Here is a 19,687-nt window from a genome sequence, read left to right on the forward strand (position 1 = left end):
TGTTGTCCTTATTGTTTTATTTAGACATCTAAACGTCTTGATTGCCAAATACTAGCATCGTGTTATAGTGCCTTCAACACGCAACTTCGTCAGGTACAATAAAAATGACAAATAACCCTCTGATTCCACAAAGCAAACTTCCACAACTTGGCACCACTATTTTCACCCAGATGAGCGCACTGGCGCAGCAACACCAGGCGATTAACCTGTCGCAAGGCTTTCCTGATTTTGATGGTCCGCGCTATTTACAGGAGCGGCTGGCGTACCACGTTGCCCAGGGGGCAAACCAATACGCGCCCATGACCGGCGTGCAGGCATTGCGCGAGGCGATTGCTGAGAAAACCGCGCGGCTGTATGGCTATCAACCAGATGCCGATAGCGATATCACCGTAACGGCAGGGGCGACGGAAGCGTTATATGCAGCGATTACCGCATTGGTGCGCAATGGTGATGAAGTGATTTGCTTTGATCCCAGCTATGACAGTTACGCCCCCGCCATCGCGCTTTCTGGGGGAATAGTGAAACGTATTGCACTGCAACCTCCGCATTTTCGCGTTGACTGGCAGGAATTTGCCGCATTGTTAAGCGAGCGCACCCGACTGGTGATCCTCAATACGCCGCATAATCCCAGCGCCACCGTCTGGCAGCAGGCTGATTTCGCCGCTTTGTGGCAGGCAATTACCGGGCACGAGATTTTTGTTATTAGTGATGAAGTGTACGAGCACATCAACTTTTCACAGCAGGGCCATGCCAGCGTGCTGGCGCATCCGCAGTTGCGTGAGCGGGCGGTGGCAGTATCTTCATTTGGCAAGACCTATCATATGACCGGCTGGAAAGTGGGCTATTGCGTTGCGCCTGCGCCCATCAGCGCCGAGATCCGCAAAGTGCATCAGTATCTGACCTTTTCGGTGAATACCCCGGCACAGCTGGCGCTTGCGGATATGCTACGTGCAGAACCTGAGCATTATCTTGCGTTACCGGACTTTTATAGGCAGAAACGCGATATTCTGGTGAACGCCTTAAGTGAAAGTCGGCTGGAGATACTACCCTGCGAAGGTACTTACTTTTTGCTGGTGGAATACAGCGCCGTGTCTACGCTGGATGATGTTGAGTTTTGCCAGTGGCTGACGCGGGAGCATGGCGTGGCGGCGATCCCGCTGTCGGTATTTTGCGCCGATCCCTTCCCCCATAAACTGATTCGTCTCTGTTTTGCCAAGAAGGAATCGACGTTGCTGGCAGCAGCTGAACGCCTGCGCCAGCTTTAGTTATTTGACAGTCCAGGCGCGGGAATATTGACGGTCGGCAAACAACTCTTGCAGGCCGTTAATTTGCTTCAGGCGCAGCACTTCGTCGCTGTCCATTCCCAGTTCTTTGCCAATTTTATTATCGTCCCATCCCAACTGGCTGAGTTCACGGACGATTTCCGACATTGCAGTGATTTGATGGCGTCCACGAGCGCGGTTGTGGCGAATTGTTGCAGCGATGCGCTCGTTACGATCCCCTCCCAGACAGGTAACCGGTAAATACCCTTTTAAGCGCGTTTTTAACGTGTTAGATCCTTTACCAATTTCATGACGGTGAAAGCCATCAACAATCTCCATTGTGTCAGATTGAGTGTTAGTCACCACGATAGGTTGGGTAAAACCATCAATTTCAATGGATTTTTTTAGCAGCTTCTTCTCTGGCGGTGCCACATTATTGGGGTTGTAATCATTCGGCACGAGTTGGCTATTTTTAACCCACAGAACGCAATCCACGGGCTCTTCACGAAAGGGGCTAACCTGATGGATCGCCATGCGGATTTCATTAATCGCTTTGATGCGATCGTCTTCCGGCAAGCTGGCGAGAAATTGGGTTAAATCCTGCGTTAATCGTTGTTGCATAGTATCCCCCATTCCTGACGTTTTCCTTTTATCCGTTCGTTATAACGCTGATAGTTCTTCGCTTTCGTAGGACTAAATGATAATGCCCGGCACCAGTAATCGTTATTGAGTAAAACTTTGCATATTCGCCGCCAGGAGGGGATATCTTTCGTGCCAATGTCCCCTTGCTGGGTTTGTGGAACCTCGATGCCTTTTTTCTGATACCAGTGCAAATAAATGGCGATTTTATTGCGGTAATGCTCAGCTGTTTTCTCCGGCATGCTATCGAGCAGCAATAATGCATACTCTTGCCAGTCTAAATGCTCTGGCTTGAGGATTTTCCGATGCCCATAGAAATGATTGTCATGTCCGGCGTAAATTCCGCCGCTTTTTACACCGCTGACTCGTGCGCACATAGCAGCCCAGCGATCCGGTTCGATAACGTGATAGAGCCATAATCCCTGCCGTTGCTCCGGGCCAAAAGGTTCGCAAATTCGCATCTGACGCAGAGGGACGCCTGCCTGATACATTAGGTTATACAGTGGGTTGCAGAGACTTTGATGATTTGCATACCAGGTCCAGATATCAGCCACTTTCCAGTCGTAGATGGGGTAAATGTACCAGCTATGACCGCCTGGTGCGGCCGTAGTCCAGGGTTTATCGTCGGCAAAACGCTGTTTATTCGAACTGGCGATAGCAACGAAACGGTTATAGGACTCGTCAGCCCGGATGCCGATCATCATGGCCGCCGGACGTTTTTGCGAAAACCATTCGGCAAATTCACGCACGAAATGTTCAAACGTCATACCCGGTTGATAAAACGAGAAAAATGTCGGATCGGTTATCGCATCTTCCGGGGGCTGGCGTACCCATTCAACATCAGGTTCCCAGCATTGCCATTCGGGTTGATACTGAGAAAGAGAGTTTTGCGTCGTAAGAGGCAGCGCTACCCAATAAAATTCTTCAATGACATCTGCATACTGCTCTCGTAGGGACTGAATATAGTGAATAGTTAAAGAAAACTGTGCTTCCCAGTCGATAAACAGAACGTATATTTTTTTCCCCATTTTTCTGGCCAGATTCGCGGTTAGATGAAGCATTAAGCCTGAATCTTTACCGCCAGAAAATGAGACACAAACGCGGGGTAGGGTGTTGAGTGTCCAGGTAATACGCTCTTGTGCAGCTTCCAGAATATTGAGCGGAAGCGGAATTTTATAAATGGACATCTGAAAACGCTCTCTTAACGTGATCTGGAGAATAGTGCGATAGTTTTCTGATTATAGTAGTAACAAATTAAAATAAGATATCTCATTTTATATTCATCGGCTGAATTTTTTATGAGGAGCATTGTCCTTATTGAACGGTGTTCAGGATAAATTATCATTTAAGCGATCAATAAATCGGGAGAATCCCAGATTGTTTAATGATGATTTGTTATAGGAGATATAAAGCGTATTAGAGGGTAGGTTTTGCTCTAGCTTTATTTGTTTTAATTGTAGGTTCTTTTGATTGCTGCGATATAACTCAACGGGAACAATGCCCAATAAATCGGTTACCGCAATAGTATTGATGATAGTAAACAGCGAAGAACTACGGAATGCTATTTTTCGGTTTGTCAGAAGCGCTTCTATTTCCATCTGAAAATCTTCAAGTCCAGATGCTTTTGATATCAGAAAAGTAAACTCTTCATCAAGAATTTCTTCGCGGCTGCTGTATTCCGTTATTCTCGGATGGGATGAACTACAGATAAGTGTATTGCGTATCGATTGAAAAGGTACACAGCTCACCGAGCGACTGATAACTGGCGTTAATGTGATGACCAGATCTGCTTTGCGATAAGCTAATAAATCTTCGGCACTTTCTGCTGACATCATAATGTCATGATGTTCAATTTCTACGGACGAATCTTGTCGGAGACATCCGATCAAAAGGCTACTGTTCGTTGAGGAAATAAGTTGCGGGCCGTAAATAATAAATTTTTTCTTTAGCTCAGATTTATTGACAATGTTGATGGTTTGTTCAAGGTTTTTAAGGTTTTTCTCAAGATGATGATGCAAATTTAAACCCGTTGTTGTTGGTGCAATCCCTTTACCGGATCGAGTAAACAAGGGATCATTAAATTGCGCTCGTAGACGTTGTAAAGACTGGCTTACTGCAGAAGGTGTTATGTATAACGATTCAGCTGCCTTGCTAATACTGAGATGTTGATAGATGCACTCAAAAATGACAAGTAAGTTTAAATCAAATTTTTTTAGGTCGTAAAGATTAGCCATGATGTACTCCATTCATATACTTGTTTTCATGATATTCATCAAGTCAATGATATGGCTTTATGTATTTCAATATATTATGTTGTTTTGCTTAATCTATGATTAAGTTTTTCTAAACTAGCATAGTTGATATGCGTGAGGTGAGCAATACTTGCTATTATTTGGATAACTGAAAAGTGATATGTATTTCAGTTATCCATGAATTGAATGTTAATTATTCCCCATAATAATGTTTAAGGTCTTTTTATCTGGTAATCCAACAGCCTGCTGTAATGTTTTTTCTGGGCTCATGTAATAAATCGCAGGGGTGACATTTGCACCCAGTTCGTCCATCAACGCCTCGTTGGCACTGAGAATCTTCATCTGTTCAGGTGTAACGTTCCCGGAGAGGTTCAGCTTTAATTTGCCGCCAGATGCTTCATATTCTTGCCACGTTTTTGCCGGATCTTTAGACGCGAGGATTGCCGCTGCGGTGGCGGGGCTTTCTGGTTTTATCACGCCAACCAACAAAGTACGAATCTGTACTTTACCGGCATCAACCCACGGGCGTGCTTGTTGCCAGAATTGTTTGCAATATGGGCAGAAAGGATCGGCAAAAACATAAACCACGATCGGCGCGTCTTTTTTACCGTCAAGTAGCCAGTTTGATTGTTCCATACGCTGCCACATTTCGCGTCCGGCAGGCGCGTAAATCTCTTTTTCAATAAGAGCGTTACTGAGGTTTTCTCCCTTTTCGTTGTACATATAGCCAGAGATGGCATGTTTACCGTCTGGCGTAAGGTAGATAGTGACCCCCATGTCCTGATATTTCCCCAGATAACCTTTCAGACCGCCTGGCGCATCGAACGATTTAATAATCGTAATCCCCTGTTTTTCAATCGCTTTTACGGGGGCGGGAAGCTCTTCGGCGTAAACGATTCCCGGTAGCAGGGTAAAAAAAATTATCTTTTTTAACATTAATTTGTCCTTTTCAGTCAGTGCAAAATTTGAGTAAAAGGTATAACCTATCACTGTCATAGGTAAGAGCTTAGAACAGGTGATTGCCCTTTGTTTATGAGGGTGTTGTAATCCCTCTCGGCATTGCGGTCGTCATCGCAACACCGCAGCCTGCTGAACAGGCGCTGAAGATACCAAAGGGTAGTTCAGGTTACGCGGCCACCTGGAAAGGAGGCCCATTTTACTTTTATCGCCGCTGGCGGTGCAAAGTTCACAAAGTTGTCTTACGAAGGTTGTAAGGTAAAACTTATCGATTTGATAATGGAAACGCATTAGCCGAATCGGCAAAAATTGGTTACCTTACATCTCATCGAAAACACGGAGGAAGTATAGATGTCCTTGATTAACACCAAAATTAAACCTTTTAAAAACCAGGCATTCAAAAACGGCGAATTCATCGAAATCACCGAGAAAGATACCGAAGGCCGCTGGAGCGTCTTCTTCTTCTACCCGGCTGACTTTACTTTCGTATGCCCGACCGAACTGGGCGACGTTGCAGACCATTACGAAGAACTGCAGAAACTGGGCGTAGACGTATACGCAGTATCTACCGATACTCACTTCACCCACAAAGCATGGCACAGCAGCTCTGAAACCATCGCGAAAATCAAATACGCGATGATCGGCGACCCGACTGGCGCCCTGACCCGTAACTTCGACAACATGCGTGAAGATGAAGGTCTGGCTGACCGTGCGACCTTCGTTGTTGACCCGCAGGGTATCATCCAGGCAATCGAAGTTACCGCTGAAGGCATTGGCCGTGACGCGTCTGACCTGCTGCGTAAAATCAAAGCTGCTCAGTATGTAGCTTCTCACCCAGGTGAAGTTTGCCCGGCTAAATGGAAAGAAGGTGAAGCAACTCTGGCTCCGTCTCTGGACCTGGTTGGTAAAATCTAAATTTCCTTCGTCTTTCGCGCTACCAACTCCGGCGCGAAATACTTCGGAAATTCACCTAATTCTTCGGGTGCTGCGGCACCCGATTTTCTTCCCCGCATCATGATGCAAGCTGCATCCAGGTAGCCGATGAAGGCCGCTTGCATGATGATGTTTAAAGCCCAGGAGATAAACATGCTCGACACAAATATGAAAACTCAACTCAAGGCTTACCTTGAGAAATTGACCAAGCCTGTTGAGTTGATTGCCACGCTGGATGACAGCGCTAAATCGGCAGAAATCAAGGAACTGTTGGCTGAAATCGCAGAACTGTCAGACAAAGTCACCTTTAAAGAAGATAACAGCTTGCCGGTGCGTAAGCCGTCTTTCCTGATCACCAACCCAGGTTCCAACCAGGGGCCGCGTTTTGCAGGCTCCCCGCTGGGTCATGAGTTCACCTCGCTGGTACTGGCGCTGCTGTGGACCGGTGGTCATCCGTCGAAAGAAGCGCAGTCTCTGCTGGAGCAGATTCGCCATATTGACGGAGATTTTGAATTCGAAACTTATTATTCGCTCTCTTGCCACAACTGCCCGGACGTGGTGCAGGCGCTGAACCTGATGAGCGTACTGAACCCGCGCATCAAGCACACTGCAATTGACGGCGGCACCTTCCAGAACGAAATCACCGATCGCAACGTGATGGGCGTTCCGGCAGTGTTCGTAAACGGGAAAGAGTTTGGTCAGGGCCGCATGACTATTTCCGAAATCGTCGCCAAAATCGATACTGGCGCTGAAAAACGTGCAGCAGAAGAGCTGAACAAGCGTGACGCTTACGATGTGCTGATTGTCGGTTCTGGCCCGGCAGGGGCTGCGGCAGCAATTTACTCCGCACGTAAAGGCATCCGTACTGGTCTGATGGGCGAACGTTTTGGCGGTCAGATCCTCGATACTGTTGATATCGAAAACTACATCTCTGTGCCGAAAACCGAAGGCCAAAAACTGGCAGGCGCGCTGAAGGTTCACGTTGATGAATACGATGTTGATGTGATTGATAGCCAGAGCGCGAGCAAACTGATCCCGGCAGCGGTTGAAGGCGGTTTGCATCAGATTGAAACGGCTTCCGGCGCGGTACTGAAAGCTCGCAGCATTATCGTGGCGACCGGTGCAAAATGGCGCAACATGAACGTTCCGGGCGAAGATCAGTATCGCACCAAAGGCGTAACCTATTGCCCGCACTGCGACGGCCCACTGTTTAAAGGCAAACGCGTAGCGGTTATCGGCGGCGGCAACTCCGGTGTGGAAGCAGCAATCGACCTGGCAGGGATTGTTGAACACGTAACGCTGCTGGAATTTGCCCCAGAAATGAAAGCTGACCAGGTTCTGCAGGATAAACTGCGCAGCCTGAAAAACGTCGACATCATTCTGAATGCGCAAACCACGGAAGTGAAAGGCGACGGTAGCAAAGTCGTAGGTCTGGAATATCGTGATCGTGTCAGCGGCGATGTTCACAACATCGAACTGGCTGGTATTTTCGTCCAGATTGGTCTGCTGCCGAACACCAACTGGCTGGAAGGCGCAGTAGAACGTAATCGTATGGGTGAGATAATCATTGATGCGAAATGCGAAACCAACGTCAAAGGCGTGTTCGCTGCCGGTGACTGTACGACGGTTCCGTACAAGCAGATCATCATCGCTACTGGCGAAGGTGCTAAAGCCTCTCTGAGCGCTTTTGACTACCTGATTCGCACCAAAACTGCATAAGAAGAAGTAAGATTCACCTGCAATTGCTTAGCCGCCGGGGTCAAACCTGGCGGCTTTTTTTATAAAAAACGCCCTGCCGGGATTGCTCAGGGCAGGGCGTCATAAATGCGTTAATTTGTTAACGAACGACTAATACCGGCAGATTGGCGTGGCGGATCACGTTGGAAGCGTTGGAACCTAACAGATGGGTTGAAATCGATGGATTTCGCGAACCGATAACCACAACATCCGCATCCAGTTCTTTAGCTAACTCGTTCACTTCATCTCGCACGTTACCAAAACGGACATGTGGTTTGATACGGGATGGATCAATATTGAAATGGCCGACCATTGTCTGTAAGCGTTCTTCGGCTTCATGTTGCAAATGTTCTTCGAAACGACGCACATCAGCAGCAAAACGGTGCAGACTAAGGCTTGCGGCGCCCGGTAATACATGGAGTAAATGAATTACGCCATCATCCTGGGCGAGAAATTCAGCGTGACGAACGGCTTTGTCGCTCAATTCCATTTCAAATACGTCTACTGGCATAATGATTGTTTTGTACATAAGCATTCCCTCCTTGCTATTGCATGAACATATAACAGCATATTATTGATTATGATTCTATGATTTGCGAAGTTGATTTGATCTGGGATAGCAATTGATCTGGAAAATGGATTAAGTCAGCTACTACCAGCGTTGCTCAAGATATAGCACTGCCACAACAAGAATTGCTGCAATGAATATATAAAACGCAGTAATACCGAGAGCTTCGCTCATAGGGGGATCCGCTGGTGGATAACTTGTTCAGATTAGAACGCAGCGGTGAAGAGCAAAATGATAAATCTGGTTGATATTTGAGCGGAAAGAGGATGCAGAAGCATCCTCCGGGCAAAGCGAATAACGCTTGTGCAGATGGGATTAAAGCAGGTAGTCGCCAGCGGCTTCAGGCTGGTATTCGAGTTCCAGCACTTCAAGGTGGGTAGCAACGCCGCCCGGAAGTTCCCAGTGGATGGTATCGCCAACGCGCAACCCCAGCAGTGCGGCACCAACCGGAGCCATAACGGAAAGTTGAGTATTGCTGTCGGTCATTTTTGCCGGATACACCAGTGTACGCACACGGACTTCGCCATCGCTAAGATTGCGGAATTTAACCCGGCTGTTCATCGTCACCACATCGTGTGGCATCTCTTCTGGCGAACACATTTGGGCGCGATCCAACTCTGCGTTTAACGCGTCGGCGATTGGCAAACCGGCATAGGCAGGTTGCTCCAGCAGAATATCGATGCGTTCGGCATCCAGGTCGTTAATGATGATTGTTGGTCTGGACATTTTTACTCCATGTCGTCGGTACTGCGATTGTCGCAGATAAACATACCCAAAAGAAAACCCTCACCGTCAGGCGGCGAGGGTTTAGCTCATATGATGATACTGACTGTTGCTCACTCTTTGAAGTGATTTACATCACATTCAGGTAATTCCTTAATGCTGAGCGATTTGTATAAATCTTAATCGAAAAACAGCGTAAGGGATAAATTTTCGTGATGGATCAACGTCCGCTGCGCTGGATCTCAATAACCTGCTTTATCAATCACAAAGGCTTTGCCACAGTTGCCTGGGTGAGGTTGTGGCAAGAATGAGCTTGCCGAGAGCGGCGCATTGATGGCATCAGCTTTGATTGAAATCTGGATTTCAGTCAAATACGCCGGATTACCCTGGCAGGTTAACTTGACCGCTTTGACGTTCTCTTTCCCCCAGTTTTTGGCAAAGGCGTCGTCAAAGTCACTGCGGCTCACGGTTTTACCGTAGTTATCAGCGAGGAATTTTCCGGCTGCGCTCTCTTTGATCTCTTGATTCAGACGTACCATCGTCCCGAAGTAAGCGTCCGGATCAAAACCAAAGCAGGCACCGTGTTTCGCGTATTCATAACGTTCCAGACAGGAACGACCACCTGCGCCCGGCATAACTTCACTCAATTTAGCTGCTGTTTCCAGCGATAACCCTGTTTCCGGTGAAGAACACATCCGGCTGGCGCGCGCTTCCGGCAGGTTTGGGACTGGGCGAGTGGCGCAGCCGAAGCGCATCCAGCGGCGTTCATCAACGCCACGCGCAGCAACCGATTTAGGTAATCCTGGCCACAGACCATGTACGGTCAGAAAATCAGCTTTGTTGCTCGTTTCGGTTTGCAGTCGACACTCATCGCGTTCGTTACGATTTCGGTCGTGCTGGCTCTGGCAAAACCCGGTTTGCCAGGAAAGAGCTAAAACGTAACGATCAAAATCGCCATACTGTTTTGCCTGTAATGCAGCGGCGTTGACAGAAGATAAGGGGAGCAGAGAAGCCGCCAGTAAAGCGGCGTTACGCCAGAATATTTTCATAGTGGGTGTGGAACTCATACATGCACTGAATACTATCTATTAAATCATAAAAAAGCCCGCCAGGTTGGCTAACCTGGCGGGCGCGGTGATTTATTCAGCGTTTGGCGAACGTATTAGTTCCACATGGCGAGAATCGGCCAGCCTACCAGAAGCAGCATGGCAATATAAATCACCCCGAAGATAGCCCCAAGACGCCAGTAATCTTTTGATTTCACATAGCCGCAGCCGTAAATAATCACACCTGGGCCAGTAGCATATGGGGTCAGACAGCCCATGATACCGATAGACAGCACCAGCAGAATACACAGTTGTTCCATCGGTACGCCCGGAATACCTTTACCGACCGCCAGAATGACCGGCAGCATGGTTGCGGTGTGCGCTGACAGGCTGGCAAACAGGTAATGAGCAAAATAGAACACCAGCACGAGGACGATAACCGTCGCATTTGGCGAAAAACCTTCCAGATGCGTACTCATGGTGCTGGCGAACCAGTCGATAAATCCGGAACGAGTCAGGCCATTAGCCATGACGACCAGCGTTGCCAGGTTGACCAGCGTGTTCCATGCGCTGTTATAACGGGTAATGTCTTTCCACGGCACAACGTGCAGCGCCAGCATCAGCGAAACAGCCAGCAGGCCAACCGCAGTGGCATTAATCACTTCGCTGCCAAATACCCATAAACCTAAGCTGAGCAACACAAGGCCAATCAGCGTCCACTCTCTGCGTGTCAGCGCCCCCATGGTTTTTAGTTCATCACCCGCCCAGGTTGCCACTTCTTCACTGTGTGTGATTTCCGGTTTGTACAGCACGTAGGAAAGCCACGGCGCAATGATAAGCAAGATAACCCCAACCGGCAGGAAGCAGAGGAACCACTGCAACCAGCTAATCTGGATACCGGCAATTTTGCTGACGAACTCCAGACCCAGCACGTTTGGTGCTGCACCAGTGACAAACATAGAGGAGCTAAGACTGGTACTAATGACCATCATCCACATCAAATAGCCGCCAATACGACGCGCGGACGGATCGTTCGGGAATGATTTAAATAGCGGCGGCAGGTTTTTAATGACCGGGAAAACCGTACCCCCGGTACGCGCGGTGTTGGACGGTGTAAACGGCGCCAGCAGAATGTCGATGATGACAATCGCATAACCCAACGTCAGCGTGCGTTTCCCCATGAATTTCACCAGGAAAAGGGCAATACGACGGCCTAATCCAGAAACTTCATATCCTAATGCAAAGATAAATGCGCCAAATACCAGCCAGACTGTGGTACTGGAAAAACCAGCCAGCCCCCATTTCAGCGCCTGTTTTTGCGCATTAAACGCTGGGTCAGCTAATTCTTTGGCGTCAAAGAGCAGGTAATTACTGCCAATCACGCAAATAGTAACCGCAATAAAACTGATCGCTGTTGCCGGGATTGGCTCGAGGATCATTCCGACAATCATTGCCACAAACACAGCGAAGTAATGCCATGCCTGCGGCGGCATACCGTCGGGGACAGGGATAAGAAACATGACACCCATCACCACCAGTGGGGCCAATAGTTTCCATATATTATCTTTTGCTAAAGACATACGGGTTCTCCGAAAATTAATATTTCCAAATTTATCAAGTGCTTAAATCATTAAATCTGTGCTAAAAACCAGGTAAGGATCAGCAGGTCGGCACTGCCGCCTGGACTGAGATTTCGTTCGATACACTCCCTGTCGAACTGCCGGAGATAATCGAGATCGGCGGGGGTTCGAATGCCCCCTTTTTGCAATAGTGTTTGCGCCTCGCGCTGTAGCCAGCGCAGGCCCCCCTCACCACCGCGCGATGCAACGTTGGTATCGCCGTTGGTAGCCATCAGTAGGAGCAAGGTATCGAGCAATGCCAGTTCAGGATCTAGCCCCTGATCCAACAGAGTGAGGTAATGCGGTAGGGCGTGGTTGATCACCAGTGGATAACCTGCTTCGGCTTCACCGCGCGCGCCGGTAAGGCCAAGTTGCTGGTACAACCGTTGACCTGCGGTCAGTTGTTGATTATTGGTACGCAGTTCGCGCTCGGTCAGACCACGGCAGAAACTTGCCGCCGTCGAACAAACGGTTGTGGGCGTTACCGGCTGGTTGAGCTGAAGCAAACGGCCAATCGCCGCGCACAGTAGCCCTAAAGAAAAAATACTGCCTTTATGGGTGTTTACGCCCGCAGTGGCGCGGAACATATCGCCTTCACAGGCCATACCAATTGGGCGTAATCCGTGGAGTACCGCTTCCGGTGCCATTTCTGCACTACAGGCACCAAATTCAATGAAACAGGGTAACCAGCCCTGGATCGCCAGTGCGCTACGGTGGAAATCTTCCAGCGCCATATCTTTGTGCGCACCGCAGTTAATGCGATCTACCAGGCCTGGTTTCGGTGACAGATTGACTTCAGTCAGCATGGCGCGCCAGCCCAGCAGGGCGTATTCATTGATTAATGACGCAGCAAGCTTTGTGGTTTTAGTTGACGTTGCAGGCATCGACATCGTTCAGCAGCGCCTCCATGCGGTTGAGTAAATCGGTCAGTTGGTGGGTTTTCCCGCGCGCGCAGACGGCTGCGCTTTGCTCGCATAGCAGGCAGCGGCGAGGCGGCAGCGAATAATCGCGGCGGGAGAGAATTTCGCCTTCGGGCGTCAGGACATCGATATCCCATAAACGCCCGAGAGGATGACTATGTTCAAGCTCAATCGTGGCGAGCTTGAGGTCGCGAGCTGGAGCGGCAATGCTCAACATGCCCTCCGGCCCGCTGGCGGAAACCAGTGCAGCCTGCTCCTGAATTTGCCAGCCCTGTTTTGCGGCTAAGGCACGCAAGGCTGTCACGCCATGATTAAAAATTCGGCGTGTGACCTCGCTGTCTTTAATCGGACCCGGCGCAACCACGGTAAAGGAGACCAGTGGAACAGGATGGCGCTTGAGCCAGGCGTGTTGCCGTGCTTGCCTTTCATCCCGGCTGACGAGCAACTCGGGAATTGAAACCGCATGGTGGCTGGCGAGTTCAGGGAGCAGGTGCATGGCTTATTCCTTCACCTGATGCACAACGTCAATCACCGAGCCATCGCGGTAGCGCACGACGGCAACGACGCGGTCGGTGAATTCAATCGGCTGTGGTTCACCGGTCAGCAGACGCGCACGTTCGCGCAGCCACTCAATGGAAACCACTTTTATGCCTGCTTCCTGCAGACGTTCTGCCAGTTCCGGACGTGCCGGGTTAACAGCGATGCCGTGGTCGGTGACCAGAATATCGACGCTGGACCCTGGGGTAATGCAGGTCAGCACGTTATCCACCAGAGTAGGGATACGACCGCGCACCAGCGGCGCAACAATGATGGAAAGCGCAGAGGCAATTGCGGTATCGCAGTGACCGCCGGAAGCGCCACGCAGCACACCGTCAGAGCCGGTCAGCACGTTAACGTTGAACTGGGTATCAATTTCCAGCGCGCTCAGTACCACCACGTCGAGACGATCAACCGATGCGCCTTTAGAGCCCCAGTTAGCGTACTGGTTGGCACTGATTTCGATGTGATTCGGGTTACGGGCCAGCGATTGCGCAGCGTGGCTGTCAAAGCTCTGCACATCCAGCAGTTTGCGGATCAGACCTTTTTCGTGCAGATCAACCATCGTTGCGGTAATGCCACCGAGGGCGAAGTCGGCGCGAATATCGCGGCTACGCATTTTGTCTTCCAGGAAACGGGTTACCGCAAGCGAAGCGCCGCCGGTGCCGGTCTGCATGGAGAAACCTTCTTTGAAGTAGCCAGAGTTGACAATCACATCCGCAGCGCTGCGGGCAATCAGCAGTTCGCGCGGGTTAGTGGTCATACGGGTTGCGCCAGCACCGATTTTCGCGGCATCGCCAACGCGATCAACTTTGACGATCAAATCAACCTGATCTTGCTCAATGCTTGCCGGATTATGCGGATAAGGCAGCAGTTCTTCGGTGAGCATCACGACCTGTTTTGCGTTGTCGGCATCAACCATTGCATAGCCGAGGGAGCCGCAGCAGGCTTTACCGGTGTAGCCGTTGGCATTACCGAATTCATCGCAGGACGGGACGCCGAGGAAAGCGACGTCGATGTTCAGTTCGCCGCTCTGTACCAGATGCACGCGACCGCCGTGGGAGTGGATTTGCACCGGTTCAGCCAGCAGGCCACGGGAGATTTCTTCTGCCAGTGGGCCGCGTAAACCGGAGGTATAAATGCGGGTTACCACGCCCTGACGGATATGTTCTACCAGCGGCGCATGGCAATCACTCAGGGAACTGGACGCCAGGGTCAGGTTTTTAAAGCCCATCTTCGCGATGACGTCCATCACCATATTGACGGTCAGGTCACCACCACGAAAAGCATGGTGGAAGGAGACGGTCATACCATCTTGCAAACCAGAACGACGAATGGCTTCTTCCAGGTTGGCGCACAGTTTGCGATCGCGCGCTTTTTCAGCCTGATAGGTTTGTTTCGGCGAGTTCTGGAAAGCGGCAAGATCGCATTCAGCGTGACGATTCCAGGCTGCTACCCGTTCTTGTCGTTGAGATTGTTCAATTTTCTGCGTCATTTTGATTGCCTTATTCTTCGCGGATGCCGGAAAGTTCTGCACGGGAGAGCACCAGACGGGCGCGATCGATAACCGGACCGTCAACCATCTTGCCGTTCAGGGAAACGACGCCAAGGCCTTCGCGAGCGGCGGCTTCAGCGGCTTCTACGACGCGGCGTGCGTGATCCACTTCTTTCTGGGTTGGAGCGTAGAGGTTGTGCAGCAGATCAATCTGACGCGGGTTGATCAGCGATTTGCCGTCAAAGCCCAGTTGTTTGATGTGGGCGGCTTCTTGCAGGAATCCAGCTTCGTTGTTGGCGTCGGAATAGACGGTATCGAACGCCTGAATACCCGCAGAACGTGCGGCCTGCAAAATAGAGCAGCGAGCGAACAGCAGTTCAGTTCCTTCCGGAGAGCGTTCTGTACGCAGGTTGCGCACGTAGTCTTCTGCACCGAGGGCGATACCGATCAAACGCTCGGAAGCATGAGCGATTTCCACCGCGCGGGTAATGCCCAGCGGAGATTCAATCGCCGCCAGCAGCCCAGTGCTGCCTGGTTCGCGACCACAGGCTTTTTCAATACGCAGGATCTCTTTTTCGATATCCAGAACGTCCTGAGCGGTATCGGTTTTCGGCAGACGCACAACGTCTGCGCCACCGCGAACGACGGCTTCCAGGTCGTTAACGCCCCATTCAGAATCCAGTGCGTTAACACGTACGATGGTTTCAATATCGCGATACAGCGGATGTTGCAGCGCGTGGTAGACCATGCGACGTGCGGTGTCTTTTTCACGCAGCGCCACGGAGTCTTCGAGGTCGAACATCAGAGCATCAGCCGGGTAGATGAAGGAGTTGCTGACCATCGCGGCATTGGCGCCAGGCACAAACAGCATGCTGCGGCGGGTGCGAGTTTTACGTTGTTGCAGCGAAGCGGAAATCATTGGCAATCCTCCCATGGCAGCGCCGGGATACCGCTGGCGCGTGCCAGCAAGGCTTCCAGTCGTGCACGTAAAATGCAGTCCAGTGCGCCTTTGTCATCGACATTCAGCTGTACGCCGCGCACGTTATAGCGGGCGAGAACGTCCAGAATGGTGGTGCGAATCGCATCGCCAAACTGTTTCTCAACGCTGCTGTTGATTTGCAGGTCGATATCCTGCGTATCGAGTGGGGCGATGCGTATCATCACATCCCCAGACTCAAGGGTGCCTGCAACGGCGGGCTGGTTTATTTTCATTTTTCACCTGTTTCTTATGCGGGGGTCTTTTGACGAACTGCCGCGTCCTGGCGGGCGTGTTCAAGCAGATTCTGCAAGTAATGCAGAGTGGGTGCCGGGACCAGTGGCGCGATAGCCGTGAGATCATTTTTCACCAGCAGTTGACGTACCCGGGAGGCGGATATCGGCAGTTCCTGGTAACGCAGTCGCTCAATTTCAACCAGTTCGATGGGCGGTGCGGAGATGGTCGGTGTTTCCAGCCAGTAGCGCATATCCTGGTTGTACTGAGCGGTCACGCGACAAATGGGTTCAGTACCAACAAAGCGGTGAGTAACGCCCAGCGCGGGCGCGAGGTACTGACGGAAAATTTTCAGGTCAATTTCGGAGTAACAATGGTTGATGACGCTCTGTTCTTTAATGAAGTAGCAGGGGAACGTGGCGCGGGAGATGATGTACTCGGAGCCGCGATGCACGGTCAGGCGCGGAATATCGGCGGTGCCTTTTAACACCAGCTCTAACCGGTCGTCATAGGGAAAGCGTGAAGAGTCTTCTTTGACTAAAAACAGATGCAGCCAGTCGCACTGTGCCGCAGCTTGTTGAATCAGATAACGGTGGCCGTTAGTAAAGGGATTGGCGTTCATGACGATACAGCCAATCTTCTTCCCTTCATGACGGAATTTCTTCAGCGATTCGGCATAGCGTTTCAGACGTGTGGCGCTATTTTCCATCAACACCATCACGCCAGGTACGCTGGTTAACGTATAGAAACCGCACTGACGGAACAGCGCCTCGTATTCGGTTTTGGTATAAATAAACAGATGCGTGCTGTGCCGTTCATAGGCGAGGTTTATCAGTTCGGTGGCTAATGTCAGCGCCAGTCCTTCACCACGAACTGATTCACTAATAGCGACGCACTTAATGATATTTCCGGCAATTCCGCCGCAGGCAATAAGGCGGTCGTTACGGGTTACGGTAATAAATACTTCGACCGTGGTGTCAACACTCAAATCATTTTCATGCAGAAAGTGGGTAATTTCCGCCATCTTTTTATTTTCTGAACGTTTTACCCGGGTGAAAATATCATTGCCGAACATAATAAATAGTATCCTGAAGGTGCATGTTGTTATCGATTTGCAACAAATGTTGTTCGATGTGGCAAATTGACAACCTTTTATTTTCAGTTGAGAGAAAGGGTTGTGAGTGAGGTATTTCTGTTTCTCCTTTCGCCATACATCCTAAGGAGTATTGCATCGTGAAATTTTGATTTATTTCACATAGAGTTAGTGGTTTTTTATTTATTTAATGGTTTTAAGTTTTTTAATTAATGTAATTACGAATTGACCCGTAGGTTTAATTGATTTAATTGATTTAATGAATGAAATTTGTCACGATCATATTTGATATTTATAAATCGAGATTCAACATTTTAATTACATCCGCCAAAAAACAGGGCTTACCCCGCAAGGAAAACAATGTTGCAGTTTAATGAGAATAAACAGTTTGCTTTTTTCCAACGACTGGCGTTCCCGTTGCGTATTTTTTTGCTGATTTTGGTGTTCTCGATATTTGTCATCGCTGCGTTGGCGCAATATTTTACGGCCAGCTTTGAGGACTATTTAACGCTTCATGTTCGTGACATGGCAATGAATCAGGCGAAAATTATTGCCTCCAATGACAGTATCATCACCGCAGTGAAAATGCGTGACTACAAACGGCTGGCGACTATCGCCAACAAATTGCAAAGAGACACCGACTTCGATTATGTGGTGATTGGTGACCGGGATTCGATCCGCCTTTACCATCCTAATCCGGAAAAGATTGGTTACCCCATGCAGTTTACCAAACCGGGAGCGCTGGAAAGAGGGGAGAGTTACTTCATCACCGGCAAAGGGTCGATAGGTATGGCAATGCGCGCCAAAACGCCGATCTTTGATGACGATGGCAAAGTCATTGGCGTGGTGTCGGTGGGGTATCTGGTGAGTAAAATCGATAGCTGGCGGGCAGAGTTTTTATTACCGATGGTGGGCGTGTTTGTCGTGCTGTTAGGCATTCTGATGCTGCTGTCGTGGTTCTTAGCTGCGCATATCCGCCGCCAGATGATGGGGATGGAACCAAAGCAGATTGCGCGCGTGGTCCGCCAGCAAGAGGCACTTTTTAGTTCGGTTTATGAAGGGCTGATTGCGGTGGACCCGTATGGGCATATTACTGCCATCAACCGCAACGCAAGAAAAATGTTGGGGCTGAGTTCTCCCGGACGGCAGTGGCTGGGCAGACCTATTGCAGAGGTTGTCAGACCGGCTGATTTCTTTACCGAACAAATTGATGAAAAACGTCAGGATGTGGTGGCGAATTTTAATGGTCTGAGCGTTATTGCTAACCGCGAAGCTATTCGTTCTGGTGATGATTTGCTAGGTGCAATTATTAGTTTTCGTAGTAAAGACGAAATATCTACCCTTAATGCGCAACTGACGCAAATTAAACAATATGTCGAAAGCCTGCGCACACTACGTCATGAACATCTCAATTGGATGTCTACGCTCAATGGTCTGTTGCAGATGAAAGAGTATGATCGTGTGCTGGCGATGGTTCAGGGGGAGTCCCGGGCTCAGCAGCAACTTATTGATAGTCTGCGTGAAGCATTTGCCGACCGCCAGGTGGCGGGGCTTCTTTTTGGTAAAGTGCAGCGCGCCCGGGAGCTGGGGCTAAAAATGACGATTGTTCCAGGCAGCCAACTTTCACAACTGCCGCAAGGGCTGGACAGCACTGAATTTGCGGCGATAGTGGGCAACTTACTCGATAATGCCTTCGAAGCCAGTCTGCATAGTGATGAAGGGAATAAGACAGTCGAATTATACCTGAGCGATGAAGGCGACGACGTGGTAATTGAAGTGGCCGATCAGGGCTGCGGCATTCCAGAGTCTCTTCGCGACAAAATATTTGAGCAGGGCGTCAGTACGCGTGCTGATGAACCCGGTGAGCATGGCATTGGGTTGTATCTTATTGCCAGCTATGTAACGCGCTGCGGTGGTGTTATCACTCTCGAAGAGAATGATCCCTGCGGTACTTTATTTTCAATCTATATTCCGAAAGTGAAACCTGATGACAGCTCCATTAACCCTATTGATCGTTGAGGACGAAACACCGTTGGCAGAAATGCATGCGGAATATATTCGTCACATTCCCGGCTTCAGTCAGATATTGCTGGCGGGAAACCTGGCGCAGGCCCGAATGATGATCGAGCGTTTTAAGCCGGGGCTTATCTTGCTGGATAACTATCTCCCTGATGGTAGAGGCATTAATTTGTTGCATGAGTTGGTGCAGACGCATTACCCCGGCGATGTGGTGTTTACCACTGCCGCCAGCGATATGGAAACGGTATCTGAGGCTGTGCGCTGCGGTGTGTTTGATTATTTAATCAAGCCAATCGCTTATGAGCGTCTGGGGCAGACATTAACTCGTTATCGCCAGCGTAGACACATGCTGGAAAGCATTGATAGCGCCAGTCAGAAGCAAATTGATGAGATGTTCAACGCTTACGCTCGCGGTGAACCAAAGGATGAGCTGCCAACTGGCATTGACGCGTTGACGCTAAACGCAGTGAGAAAACTGTTCAAGGAGCCAGGTGTGCAACATACGGCTGAGACAGTAGCGCAGGCTTTGACCATAAGCCGCACCACCGCGAGACGTTATCTTGAATATTGCGCCAGCCGACATCTGATCATCGCCGAGATTGTTCACGGCAAAGTCGGTCGGCCGCAGCGCATTTACCACAGCGGATGAAGAGAGTGCCGGAGGACGCGCTCCTCCG

The 19,687-nt window shown here is 49.9% G+C and carries 20 protein-coding genes; 5 read left to right on the top strand and 15 right to left on the bottom strand.

Going from position 1 to position 19,687, the window contains the following annotated elements; translation table 11 throughout:
- Positions 1-104: 104 nt before the first annotated feature.
- Complete coding sequence (ybdL, locus tag FEK66_RS19980) at positions 105-1,265, top strand: methionine-oxo-acid transaminase (RefSeq protein WP_135493524.1); 1,161 nt, start codon at positions 105-107, stop codon at positions 1,263-1,265.
- On the opposite strand, the gene FEK66_RS19985 is transcribed toward ybdL, so the two are convergent.
- From FEK66_RS19985 to dsbG, 4 genes are all read right to left on the bottom strand, one after another.
- Positions 1,266-1,895 carry a ParB/RepB/Spo0J family partition protein gene (locus tag FEK66_RS19985; RefSeq protein ID WP_130258600.1) on the bottom strand — a complete coding sequence of 210 codons (630 nt, stop codon included), beginning with the start codon at positions 1,893-1,895 and terminating at the stop codon, positions 1,266-1,268. It lies immediately after the preceding gene.
- Positions 1,868-3,088, bottom strand: a complete 1,221-nt coding sequence (locus tag FEK66_RS19990; protein ID WP_135493525.1) for a phosphoadenosine phosphosulfate reductase — start codon at positions 3,086-3,088, stop codon at positions 1,868-1,870. The genes FEK66_RS19985 and FEK66_RS19990 overlap by 28 nt, the downstream gene beginning before the upstream one ends.
- A 141-nt stretch (positions 3,089-3,229) precedes the next feature.
- Positions 3,230-4,135 (bottom strand): LysR family transcriptional regulator, encoded by a 906-nt coding sequence (locus FEK66_RS19995; RefSeq protein ID WP_130206447.1) that lies wholly within the window; start codon positions 4,133-4,135, stop codon positions 3,230-3,232.
- A gap of 207 nt (positions 4,136-4,342) precedes the next feature.
- Positions 4,343-5,089, bottom strand: coding sequence for a thiol:disulfide interchange protein DsbG (gene dsbG / locus FEK66_RS20000; protein WP_131161032.1), 747 nt, complete (start codon positions 5,087-5,089; stop codon positions 4,343-4,345).
- A 372-nt stretch (positions 5,090-5,461) separates the two neighbouring features.
- Here dsbG and ahpC point away from each other — a divergent pair, with 372 nt between their 5' ends.
- On the top strand, positions 5,462-6,025 hold the full coding sequence (gene ahpC, locus FEK66_RS20005; RefSeq protein WP_000052796.1) for an alkyl hydroperoxide reductase subunit C: 564 nt from the start codon (positions 5,462-5,464) through the stop codon (positions 6,023-6,025).
- On the opposite strand, the gene FEK66_RS25735 is transcribed toward ahpC, so the two are convergent.
- A complete protein-coding gene (locus FEK66_RS25735) occupies positions 6,022-6,198 on the bottom strand; it encodes a hypothetical protein (RefSeq protein ID WP_165383272.1) in 177 nt (58 codons plus the stop codon). The two genes, ahpC and FEK66_RS25735, sit on opposite strands and share 4 nt — an antisense overlap.
- On the opposite strand from FEK66_RS25735, the gene ahpF reads away from it, so the two are divergent.
- A complete protein-coding gene (gene ahpF / locus FEK66_RS20010) occupies positions 6,197-7,762 on the top strand; it encodes an alkyl hydroperoxide reductase subunit F (RefSeq protein ID WP_135493527.1) in 1,566 nt (521 codons plus the stop codon). The two genes, FEK66_RS25735 and ahpF, sit on opposite strands and share 2 nt — an antisense overlap.
- Before the next feature lie 118 nt (positions 7,763-7,880).
- Here the strand turns inward: ahpF and uspG are convergent, their stop codons facing one another.
- From uspG to citC, 10 genes are all read right to left on the bottom strand, one after another.
- A complete protein-coding gene (gene uspG, locus FEK66_RS20015; RefSeq protein WP_130206453.1) occupies positions 7,881-8,309 on the bottom strand; it encodes a universal stress protein UspG in 429 nt (142 codons plus the stop codon).
- A gap of 354 nt (positions 8,310-8,663) precedes the next feature.
- On the bottom strand, positions 8,664-9,074 hold the full coding sequence (rnk, locus tag FEK66_RS20020; RefSeq protein ID WP_130206455.1) for a nucleoside diphosphate kinase regulator: 411 nt from the start codon (positions 9,072-9,074) through the stop codon (positions 8,664-8,666).
- A 239-nt stretch (positions 9,075-9,313) separates the two neighbouring features.
- A complete protein-coding gene (gene rna / locus FEK66_RS20025; protein WP_130206457.1) occupies positions 9,314-10,120 on the bottom strand; it encodes a ribonuclease I in 807 nt (268 codons plus the stop codon).
- Positions 10,121-10,233: 113 nt separating this feature from the next.
- Positions 10,234-11,697: a citrate/succinate antiporter CitT gene (gene citT, locus FEK66_RS20030; protein ID WP_130206459.1), complete on the bottom strand. Its 1,464-nt coding sequence runs from the start codon at positions 11,695-11,697 to the stop codon at positions 10,234-10,236.
- Between the two features lie 50 nt (positions 11,698-11,747).
- The gene (gene citG, locus FEK66_RS20035) at positions 11,748-12,626 is read right to left on the bottom strand and encodes a triphosphoribosyl-dephospho-CoA synthase CitG (RefSeq protein WP_131161033.1); all 879 of its coding nucleotides are present in this window, start codon (positions 12,624-12,626) and stop codon (positions 11,748-11,750) included.
- Positions 12,601-13,152: a citrate lyase holo-[acyl-carrier protein] synthase gene (citX, locus tag FEK66_RS20040; RefSeq protein WP_000550408.1), complete on the bottom strand. Its 552-nt coding sequence runs from the start codon at positions 13,150-13,152 to the stop codon at positions 12,601-12,603. Before citX ends, citG begins: the two co-directional genes overlap by 26 nt.
- Positions 13,153-13,155: 3 nt before the next feature.
- Positions 13,156-14,688, bottom strand: coding sequence for a citrate lyase subunit alpha (gene citF, locus FEK66_RS20045; RefSeq protein ID WP_096987655.1), 1,533 nt, complete (start codon positions 14,686-14,688; stop codon positions 13,156-13,158).
- A 10-nt stretch (positions 14,689-14,698) separates the two neighbouring features.
- Positions 14,699-15,607 (bottom strand): citrate (pro-3S)-lyase subunit beta, encoded by a 909-nt coding sequence (gene citE, locus FEK66_RS20050; protein WP_000622357.1) that lies wholly within the window; start codon positions 15,605-15,607, stop codon positions 14,699-14,701.
- A complete protein-coding gene (gene citD / locus FEK66_RS20055) occupies positions 15,604-15,900 on the bottom strand; it encodes a citrate lyase acyl carrier protein (protein WP_000700703.1) in 297 nt (98 codons plus the stop codon). The genes citE and citD overlap by 4 nt, the downstream gene beginning before the upstream one ends.
- A gap of 14 nt (positions 15,901-15,914) precedes the next feature.
- Entirely contained in the window at positions 15,915-16,973 is a 1,059-nt protein-coding gene (gene citC / locus FEK66_RS20060) for a [citrate (pro-3S)-lyase] ligase (protein WP_135493528.1), read from the bottom strand.
- A gap of 378 nt (positions 16,974-17,351) precedes the next feature.
- On the opposite strand from citC, the gene dpiB reads away from it, so the two are divergent.
- Entirely contained in the window at positions 17,352-19,010 is a 1,659-nt protein-coding gene (gene dpiB / locus FEK66_RS20065) for a sensor histidine kinase DpiB (RefSeq protein WP_131161034.1), read from the top strand.
- A complete protein-coding gene (dpiA, locus tag FEK66_RS20070; RefSeq protein WP_130206469.1) occupies positions 18,979-19,659 on the top strand; it encodes a two-component response regulator DpiA in 681 nt (226 codons plus the stop codon). Before dpiB ends, dpiA begins: the two co-directional genes overlap by 32 nt.
- Positions 19,660-19,687 lie beyond the last annotated feature (28 nt).

The organism is Escherichia sp. E1130 (assembly GCF_005781065.1).
Lineage (GTDB): Bacteria > Pseudomonadota > Gammaproteobacteria > Enterobacterales > Enterobacteriaceae > Escherichia.

Excerpts from the sequence above, each read along its gene's own strand:
- ybdL (WP_135493524.1), top strand. The coding sequence starts at position 105 with ATGACAAATAACCCTCTGATTCCACAAAGCAAACTTCCACAACTTGGC.
- FEK66_RS19985 (WP_130258600.1), bottom strand. The coding sequence starts at position 1,895 with ATGGGGGATACTATGCAACAACGATTAACGCAGGATTTAACCCAATTT.
- FEK66_RS19990 (WP_135493525.1), bottom strand. The coding sequence starts at position 3,088 with ATGTCCATTTATAAAATTCCGCTTCCGCTCAATATTCTGGAAGCTGCA.
- FEK66_RS19995 (WP_130206447.1), bottom strand. The coding sequence starts at position 4,135 with ATGGCTAATCTTTACGACCTAAAAAAATTTGATTTAAACTTACTTGTC.
- dsbG (WP_131161032.1), bottom strand. The coding sequence starts at position 5,089 with ATGTTAAAAAAGATAATTTTTTTTACCCTGCTACCGGGAATCGTTTAC.
- ahpC (WP_000052796.1), top strand. The coding sequence starts at position 5,462 with ATGTCCTTGATTAACACCAAAATTAAACCTTTTAAAAACCAGGCATTC.
- ahpF (WP_135493527.1), top strand. The coding sequence starts at position 6,197 with ATGCTCGACACAAATATGAAAACTCAACTCAAGGCTTACCTTGAGAAA.
- FEK66_RS25735 (WP_165383272.1), bottom strand. The coding sequence starts at position 6,198 with ATGTTTATCTCCTGGGCTTTAAACATCATCATGCAAGCGGCCTTCATC.
- uspG (WP_130206453.1), bottom strand. The coding sequence starts at position 8,309 with ATGTACAAAACAATCATTATGCCAGTAGACGTATTTGAAATGGAATTG.
- rnk (WP_130206455.1), bottom strand. The coding sequence starts at position 9,074 with ATGTCCAGACCAACAATCATCATTAACGACCTGGATGCCGAACGCATC.
- rna (WP_130206457.1), bottom strand. The coding sequence starts at position 10,120 with ATGAAAATATTCTGGCGTAACGCCGCTTTACTGGCGGCTTCTCTGCTC.
- citT (WP_130206459.1), bottom strand. The coding sequence starts at position 11,697 with ATGTCTTTAGCAAAAGATAATATATGGAAACTATTGGCCCCACTGGTG.
- citG (WP_131161033.1), bottom strand. The coding sequence starts at position 12,626 with ATGTCGATGCCTGCAACGTCAACTAAAACCACAAAGCTTGCTGCGTCA.
- citX (WP_000550408.1), bottom strand. The coding sequence starts at position 13,152 with ATGCACCTGCTCCCTGAACTCGCCAGCCACCATGCGGTTTCAATTCCC.
- citF (WP_096987655.1), bottom strand. The coding sequence starts at position 14,688 with ATGACGCAGAAAATTGAACAATCTCAACGACAAGAACGGGTAGCAGCC.
- citE (WP_000622357.1), bottom strand. The coding sequence starts at position 15,607 with ATGATTTCCGCTTCGCTGCAACAACGTAAAACTCGCACCCGCCGCAGC.
- citD (WP_000700703.1), bottom strand. The coding sequence starts at position 15,900 with ATGAAAATAAACCAGCCCGCCGTTGCAGGCACCCTTGAGTCTGGGGAT.
- citC (WP_135493528.1), bottom strand. The coding sequence starts at position 16,973 with ATGTTCGGCAATGATATTTTCACCCGGGTAAAACGTTCAGAAAATAAA.
- dpiB (WP_131161034.1), top strand. The coding sequence starts at position 17,352 with ATGTTGCAGTTTAATGAGAATAAACAGTTTGCTTTTTTCCAACGACTG.
- dpiA (WP_130206469.1), top strand. The coding sequence starts at position 18,979 with ATGACAGCTCCATTAACCCTATTGATCGTTGAGGACGAAACACCGTTG.